This window comes from Paenibacillus dakarensis, from assembly GCF_001373415.1.
GTDB lineage: Bacteria > Bacillota > Bacilli > Paenibacillales > Paenibacillaceae > Paenibacillus_AQ > Paenibacillus_AQ dakarensis.
Genome location: NZ_CDSE01000049.1, coordinates 1 through 8106, shown reverse-complemented (window position 1 = coordinate 8106; position 8106 = coordinate 1). Strand labels below are relative to the sequence as shown.

At 49.1% G+C, this 8106-nt stretch carries 8 protein-coding genes; 6 read left to right on the top strand and 2 right to left on the bottom strand.

Annotation, left to right across the window (positions count from 1 at the left end; translation table 11 throughout):
* From BN1234_RS13670 to BN1234_RS13645, 6 genes are all read left to right on the top strand, one after another.
* On the top strand, nucleotides 1-326 hold a 326-nt coding region (locus tag BN1234_RS13670; RefSeq protein ID WP_156337214.1), incomplete at its 5' end, for an AAA family ATPase.
* Between the two features lie 6 nt (nucleotides 327-332).
* The gene (locus tag BN1234_RS13665) at nucleotides 333-641 is read left to right on the top strand and encodes a hypothetical protein (protein ID WP_054957227.1); all 309 of its coding nucleotides are present in this window, start codon (nucleotides 333-335) and stop codon (nucleotides 639-641) included.
* Between the two features lie 105 nt (nucleotides 642-746).
* Entirely contained in the window at nucleotides 747-1781 is a 1035-nt protein-coding gene (locus BN1234_RS13660) for a hypothetical protein (RefSeq protein ID WP_054957226.1), read from the top strand.
* A 57-nt stretch (nucleotides 1782-1838) separates the two neighbouring features.
* Nucleotides 1839-2420 carry a GNAT family N-acetyltransferase gene (locus BN1234_RS13655; RefSeq protein WP_082423201.1) on the top strand — a complete coding sequence of 194 codons (582 nt, stop codon included), beginning with the start codon at nucleotides 1839-1841 and terminating at the stop codon, nucleotides 2418-2420.
* Nucleotides 2421-2510: 90 nt separating this feature from the next.
* On the top strand, nucleotides 2511-2819 hold the full coding sequence (locus tag BN1234_RS13650) for a hypothetical protein (RefSeq protein WP_054957225.1): 309 nt from the start codon (nucleotides 2511-2513) through the stop codon (nucleotides 2817-2819).
* 94 nt (nucleotides 2820-2913) lie between these two features.
* Entirely contained in the window at nucleotides 2914-3711 is a 798-nt protein-coding gene (locus BN1234_RS13645) for a DUF817 domain-containing protein (protein WP_054957224.1), read from the top strand.
* A gap of 89 nt (nucleotides 3712-3800) precedes the next feature.
* Here the strand turns inward: BN1234_RS13645 and BN1234_RS13640 are convergent, their stop codons facing one another.
* Nucleotides 3801-4832: a ribonucleotide-diphosphate reductase subunit beta gene (locus BN1234_RS13640; RefSeq protein WP_054957223.1), complete on the bottom strand. Its 1032-nt coding sequence runs from the start codon at nucleotides 4830-4832 to the stop codon at nucleotides 3801-3803.
* 990 nt (nucleotides 4833-5822) lie between these two features.
* A partial coding sequence (locus BN1234_RS13630) for a ribonucleoside-diphosphate reductase subunit alpha (RefSeq protein ID WP_054957221.1) occupies nucleotides 5823-8106 on the bottom strand: 2284 nt, incomplete at its 5' end.

The following is an 8106-nucleotide window of genomic DNA, read 5'->3' as shown; positions in this document are numbered from 1 at the left end:
CGCATGGGGAGTCTTTCTTTGCAACCTTTTTGCACCGCTTCAGAGGTAATGGGCTTTATATTATGGATGAGCCGGAAGCGGCGCTGTCTCCCTTCAGGCAGATGGCGCTGCTCACCCGGATTCATGATCTTGTGCAGGATGACTCCCAGTTCATCATTTCTACCCATTCCCCTATTCTCATGGCCTATCCGGACGCCCAGATTTGGAGATTGAACGAAGAGGGAGTGGAAGCATGCCGTTTAGAAGAGACCGACCATTTCATGATCATGAAGGAGTTCGTCAACAACCGTGAGATTATGCTCCGGGAGCTGTTAGCGGATGATTAACCATATATGTATACGGAGATAGGCATTCTATCTATTGATACCATTTCCATAGAAGGACAGGAAAACAATCTGAATAAGATTAAGGTTAGCAAGGGATCCGGTCTGTACACTTTCCCCATTCCCTGGGATAAAAGATTGGGTGCGAAGGGCTTGATGCAATATCAGGAGCCGATAACCTTCACTACAGAGGAGCCTGTACATATATGGGGAATGCAATCCACAAGTACGGATAGAATTTATACTTTGGACTTCTCTCCGGAATCGCTAAGCAAAATAGAACAGGCAATCATTTTCACCTTGCGTTTTGAAGATTGATTCTTAGCGAACAGCCGGTGAATATGGGATATAATTATTGACAGGGTGAGCCGGGACATAAGCAGAGCAGGTTAATTCAAGGCTTAAAAGTCAGGGGGATACCAAGTGAAGGTTAGGGATGCACGCGCAGCGGCAATCGATTGGGTAGCAAGCCATATCAGCCGGAAGGAAGGATACATGGGCGCGTACTTTAGCGGCTCGACGGTAGGATTACCGGGCGATGCAGAAATGTCTATCGGCTCCGATGTCGATGTCATGGTCGTGCTGGACCGGAAAGACCTTCCGCCCAAACCAGGGAAGCTGATCCATATGGGAGCACTAGTTGAGATCTCCTTTCTGTCATGGCAGCAGCTTTCAACCGCTGAGGCCGTTCTCTCATCGTATCACCTTGCCGGCGGTCTCCGAACGGATACCATCATGGATGATCCTACGGGACAGCTGCGAAGTGTGCAGCGGGTAGTATCCCGCCATTTTGCGGAGAAAGCATGGGTGCGCCGCCGCTGCCAAAATGTACTGCAGTCGATCAAGAGGGGGCTGGATTCTCTGGACCCATCGACATCATATCCGGATCAGATTACGTCATGGCTTTTTCCGACAGGCATAACAACTCATCTTCTCCTTGTTGCTGCGCTTCGTAATCCGACTGTTCGATTACGCTATTTATCGGCATTCCAAGTCCTTCGGACGTACGGGCTTACAGGAATGTATTCGCAGCTGTTGAGATTGCTCGGGTGCGCTCACCTAAGCCTTGAGCGTGTCGAAATGCATCTCGAGGAGCTTGCCCGTACCTTCGACGCAGCGGCAGCCGCTGCAAGAACGCCGTTTCCCTTTAGTTCGGACATTACAGCTTCGGCAAGGTCAATCGTCATTGACGGGAGCCGGGAGCTGATACGATCAGGCTATCACCGCGAAGCGGTCTTCTGGATGGTGGCGACCTTCGCAAGATGCCACAAAATTTTCACGGAGGACGCCCCGGAACTGCTTCCCGTTTACTCGCCATCCTTTCAGGAAATGATGGCCGATCTAGGCATTCGAAGTTGGGACGACATCCGGCAGCGCGCCCAGGATGTCATCGACATTCTTCCCGAACTCAACGAAGCAGCAGAGAAAATCTTGCTCACTAACCCGGAGATTCGATAATCTATGTGAAGAACCGAATCATAAGTGAGGGCGGATCCAATAAGGGAGAGAAAGCTCGTGACCGATACTATACAATCGATAGACTATAATGAAGCCTCTGAAGAACTGCGGCGTCAGATAGCTGCCTTGCAGCATCGGGTGTGGCCGGATGTTTGCACGGCGCCTAAAGAAACGATTCCCGATGCTCATGGTAAAGAGTTTCATGCGCGATCGTTTTTTATATATGCAGACGGGAAGCTTGCCAGCTATGCGGGAGTGGTATGCAAAACCATCATGCATGAAGGGAAGGCATTTAAAATTGCCGGACTTAGCAGTGTAGCAACTGACCCCGAATATCAAGGAAGAGGGCTTGGATCTTGTACGGTATCTGGTGCAACTCAGTGGATTGAACAGACCGATACTGATTTTGGCATATTTACATGTGAGCCGTCCTTGGCCCGTTTCTATGAACAGGCAGGTTCTTGGCAGGTCGCCCCGGATGTGATATTGGTGGGCAGTCATGATGAAGATGCCTTGTCCAGTAATAATCTGCCGGTTGTCGTTTTGATGAGCCTCTTATCAGAGAAAGCCAAGGGCTGTGAGTCCATATTACGGCATACATCCATTTATCTTGATCTTCCCGTGGGAAAATTCCTGTAAAATTAAATTTGGAAGCTGCTTTACACCATATAAAATGAGCAGCCTAAACATACTACACACTACATACATTTACATTTCGGAGGTATATCAATGGCACAGCGTTATCGAATTACAAGAGCATTTCAGGAGCTTGAGAACTCGGCGAAAACGATATCTTTAGAAGAATGCCAGGAGCTGTTTGCGTCCAGGCCAGACTTTTCTTATACGACTGTTTATACGGTAACAGGGTCAGTGAGCATGTCGATTGAGGGGCATTTTTTCATGTGGAACCACAACGGAATGGAAATTCCGTTCAGATATTATGAGGGAGATATTTACGTATCAGGCGCAAGTGAGGCCGTGGTGCCGGTCATGCTTGAGGTTGCAAGTGGATTAAGAGCGGATGTGGCGGAAGGGTAAGAGGGGGAACACAATAGTTACGACAATGTAGTATTAATTGCGTTTCTTGTTGTGGTAAGCTCGAACATATGAAAATGAGGCTATTGGAGGACGTATGACATTTATCCGTAAGCTGTGGATGTTCGGTATTCAGCAGGCACTGTCGTGTATCTTCCCGGTCATCATCTTCGCTGCCCTAGCGCTGACTAAGATTATAGAGGTTCCGGGAATTGCACGGTATGATCTCATTCTGATCATCTGTCTGCTTGCCCAGATCGGTATGGTCGCTTTCAAGCTGGAGACATGGGATGAGCTTAAGGTAATCTGTGTGTTCCACGTGATTGGGCTCATGCTGGAGCTGTACAAGGTGCATATGGGTTCCTGGTCATATCCCGGAGAGGGCTGGAGCAAAGTCGGCGGAGTCCCACTTTACAGCGGATTCATGTATGCGAGTGTTGCCAGTTACATATGTCAGGCGTGGCGCCGAATGAACCTGCGGATAACGGGATGGCCTTTGCCTGTTCTGACCGTGTTGATGAGCGCTGCAATCTATGCTAACTTCTTTACTCATCATTATTTATGGGATTTCCGCTGGGTGCTGACAGCGCTGCTGTTTATCGTATTCTTCAAGACAATGGTTCAATTCGACGTGTCGGGCACGACCTACCGGATGCCGCTCACGTTATCTTTTCTTCTTATTGGCTTCTTCATCTGGGTTGCGGAGAACATATCGACATTTCTCGGCGCCTGGACGTATCCCGGACAGGAAAAGACGTGGAGCCTTGTGCATATCGGTAAGATTAGCTCGTGGTTCCTGCTTGTCGTCATCAGTGTCATTATCGTGGCACAGCTGAAGCATCTGAAGATGGGGATGGGCAGGGAGAAGGAAGCGCCTAAAGGAACTGTTATGTAAGGAATGCAATAGATAATAATTAAAAAACCTCCGTATTCTTTCATATGAAAGAATACGGAGGTTTTTCGTTGAATGGTTGCTTACATTGCTTACAGATCGTCAAATCCGTTGTCGTCACCGACTTTACCGTAGTTACGGGATTTTGCTTCGAAGAAGTCGGTCTTTGTTGCATTCAGAGCTTCGTCGGAGAATGGCTTAATCCAAGGCATGCAGTTTACGTCTACACCTTCATAGGCTTTTTCCATACCCATCATTTTCAGACGACGGTTGGCAATGTACTTAATGTAATCAGACAGCTCATTCAGGTCGATGCCGCGAACATTGCTGAGCGTGTAATGTGCCCAGTTCGTTTCCAGTTCAACAGCACGGTCGATGGTGCGGTATACATAATCCATGTTCTCTTTCGTGTTCAGTTCAGGGAAGTCAACAAGCAGCTGTTTGAATATTTCAGCGAAGAAATAGCAGTGCTGATTCTCGTCACGCTGAATGTAAGAGATCATCTGGCTGGTCGCCATCATCTTTTGGTCACGGGCCAGGTTGTAGAAGAAGGCGAAGGTGCTGTAGAAGAAAATTCCTTCAAGAATCAGGTCAGCAACCATAGCTTCAAAGAACGTCTGCGGTGATGGCTTGTCACGGAAGGATTGATAAATATCCGCGATGAAACGGTTGCGGTCCAGCAGAACCGGATCATGCTTCCAGTATTCAAAAATCTCTTTCTGCTCCTGCTCCGAAACGATTGATGAAAGAACGTAGGAGTAGGACTGGTTGTGGACAACTTCCTGCTGCCCAATGATAGCCGAAATTGCTTCAAGCGATGAATCGGTAAAATAACGTTTTACATCCCCCACAAACATCGTCTGCATGGAGTCAAGCACAGCAAGCAGAGAAATGTTGATCTTGAACGTACGCTGTTCTTCAGGATCCAATCTTGTGAACTGCGACGCATCCTTGGACATCGGAATTTCGTCAGCGATCCAGTGGTTCAGCAGCAGCACCTTGTACAGCTTGTACATATGCGGCATCCGAATGTCATTCCAGTTCAAAATACCAGAACATTCACCTTCGATGATGCGTGTCGATTTGTTAGGGGCTTCAGTATTAAATATTTTTTGCATTTGCATGCTAGTATTCACTCCTTGGTGGGACGGATATTAGGGGGATGGAAGTCCCCTCTCGTGGGACGGATATCCCCTCTCAGGGGGACGGATATCCCCTCTCCAGCCGCTGTTGTTATCCCTTTGCCTGGGGTTTGAATTTATTGTCGCAAAGGGATAACAAAGGCGGACGTAAACTCTTCCGCTGGGATATCCTTACCCCTGGTAGTTTTTAATTGATTAGTTGGTATATTCAAATGCTGTTTCGCGGACCGCCGCTTACAGCAGAAAGATGTTAAAGAAGTACATAAGTAAATAAGTAACTCACAAGTTATACACTATCCACAGCAAATCATGAAAGGAGAGCGCTCAAAGCTGTTAGTAACTCTAAAGTACGCCCGCGTAACTCACAAGTTATGCACGATTGTGGAGCAAATCCCGAAGGGAGAGCGCTCCAAGCAGACAGTAACGCTAAAAAACGCCCAAGTAACTCACAGGTTATGCACGACTTTGGAGCAAATCCCGAAGGGAGAGCGCCGCCGAGCAGGTAGTAACTCAAAAAAACGCCGATGTAACTCACAGGTTATGCACGATTGTGGAGCAAATCCCGAAGGGAGAGCGTTCCAAGCAGGCAGTAACGCTAAAAAACGCCGATGTAACTCACAGGTTATGCACGACTGTGGAGCAAATCCCGAAGGGAGAGCGCTCCAAGCAGGCAGTAACTCTAAAAAACGCCGATGTAACTCACAGGTTATGCACGACTGTGGAGCAAATCCCAAAGGGAGAGCGCTCCAAGCAGGTAGTAACTCTAAAAAACGTCCACATAACTCACTATCTCCAACGTAGTAGAGCGTTCCCGAAGGGAGTAAGCGGGCCAAGCACCCTCAATCCGTACCTCCGCCAAACTCACTCCTTAATCGGAGCTCTTGTTCCGGGTGTCCAGAGGGCAGAGCCCTCTGGGGCCCTCCCTTGGAAGGGAGGGTTTGGGAGGGATCGAAAAGTGGGCTAGAAAAGTGGTTAACTAGCACATGACTCACATTCCTCTATCGTCAACGCCCGACTCCGCACATAATAAGTCGATTTCAAGCCGGCTTTCCAAGCATGCAGATGCAGATCCAGGAACTCGGAAGCGCGGATGTCCGGACGAACGTAAAGGTTGAAGCTTTGAGCCTGGTCAACGTGACGCTGACGGGCCGATGCCATTTTGATAGACCAGTTCTGATCAATCAGGAAGGCGGTTTTGTAATACCAGATCGTTTTCTCGGACAGATCCGGTGCCGGGTTAGCGATTTTGTATGTTGTCTTTTCTTCGTAAGACAGCAGATCATACAGCGGATCAATGCTTGCTGTCGATCCGGCAATAATGGAAGTCGAGCCGTTTGGTGCGATGGCGAACAGCCATGCGTTACGAACACCATTCTGCTGAACCTCTTGCTGCAGCTCACGCCACTGCTCAGTAGTCACATACTTGCCTTCATGCTCACCGTCGGTGTAACCGCGGTATGTAAAGTACTCGCCGCTTTCCCAGTCGGATCCTTTGAACTTCGGATAGTGACCTTTTTCCTTAGCCAGCTCCATGCTGGATTTAACGAGAAGGTAGTTGATTTTTTCATACAGGTTATCATTATAGGCAACAGCCTCATCGGATTCCCAGCGAATACCTTCAAGGGCGAGCAAGTGATGCAGACCAAATGTTCCAAGACCGACTGCACGGTACTGGCTGTTCGTGTACTGGGCCTGCAGAACTTCGATGTTGTTGATGTCGATTACGTTATCGAGCATACGAACCTGAATAGGTACAAGGCGTTCTAGGACCCCCGCTGGAACCGCACGGGCCAGGTGAATCGAGTTCAGGTTGCACACAACAAAATCACCTGGAACCTTTGAAATCACGATGCGCGTCTGTCCGTCTTTCGTTACAAGCTCTTCTTGCTCAACGACGGTAGCGGATTGATTCTGCATAATCTCGGTGCACAGGTTGGAGGAGTAGACCATACCATGTGCAGAGTTCGGGTTAGCACGGTTTACGGTGTCACGGTAGAACATGTAAGGCGTTCCGGTTTCAAGCTGGGATTTCATAATCCGTTTCATAATATCAATCGCTTGAACCGTAATGCGGGAGAGCTCCGGATTCGCAAGGGCTTCAGCATATTTTTCACGGAACTTGCCTTCGCCAAGCTTCTCATCATAGAAATCCTCGAGGCCGAGTGCGCGTCCGTTCTCATCTTTCCAGCCCATTACCTTCTTCACTTCATGCGGACAGAAGAGGCTCCACTCATCGCGGGCTTCAACAGCTTCCATGAACAGGTCGGGCAGGCATACGCCGTGGAACACGTCGTGCGCTCTCATACGCTCGTCACCGTTGTTCAGCTTCAGATCCAGGAAGGCGAGAATGTCTTTGTGGAAAACATCCAGGTAAACGGCGATTGCGCCTTTACGCGTACCAAGCTGGTCTACGCTGACTGCGGTGTTGTTCAGCTGGCGAATCCAAGGGATGACGCCGGAGCTGGTGTTCTTGTGGCCGCGAATGTCTGAACCACGGGCACGAACCTTGCCAAGGTAAACGCCGATGCCGCCACCCATTTTGCTGAGCCGCGCGACGTCGGTATTGGAGTCAAAAATCCCCTCAAGTGAGTCATCCACGGTGTCGATAAAGCAGCTGGACAATTGGCCGGCTACCTTCTTACCCGCGTTGGACATTGTTGGCGTTGCTGCCGTCATGTAGAGATTACTCATCGCCCAGTAAGCTTCTTTTACGAGCTCTATACGTTTTTCAGCAGGCTCCTTGTGCATGAGATACATCGCGATGACCATATAACGCTCTTGCGGAAGCTCCATGACACGTCCGTCAAAATCCGTAGCGAGGTAACGCTCTGCCAGCGTCAGCAGGCCAATGTAATCGAACAACAGATCACGGGAGTGGTCGATGGTTTCCCCTAATTCCTCAATCTGAGCCTTGGTGTAGCTACCAAGAAGCTCTTCACGGTAAATACCCTTTTGGACAAGCTCGCTGATCAGAGGGTACAAGGCACCGTATGGCTCATCCGGATAAGCTTTATAACGACGATGGTTAGCTGCTTTTTTGTATAAGGAGGTTAAAAGAGAACGAGCCGCCGCAAACTTCCAGTTCGGTGTCTCTTTGCTAACAAGCTCCAGAGCTGACATGGTGAATGCGTTGCTGATTTCCTCGCCAGTGACCTGTTCGCCGCGAAGCTTGGAGTTTACACCGCGAAGCAGCTGTTCCTTATTCAGCATATCCAGTTCATTCAGAATACGGTCTGCATAGACAGAGAGGCGGTTT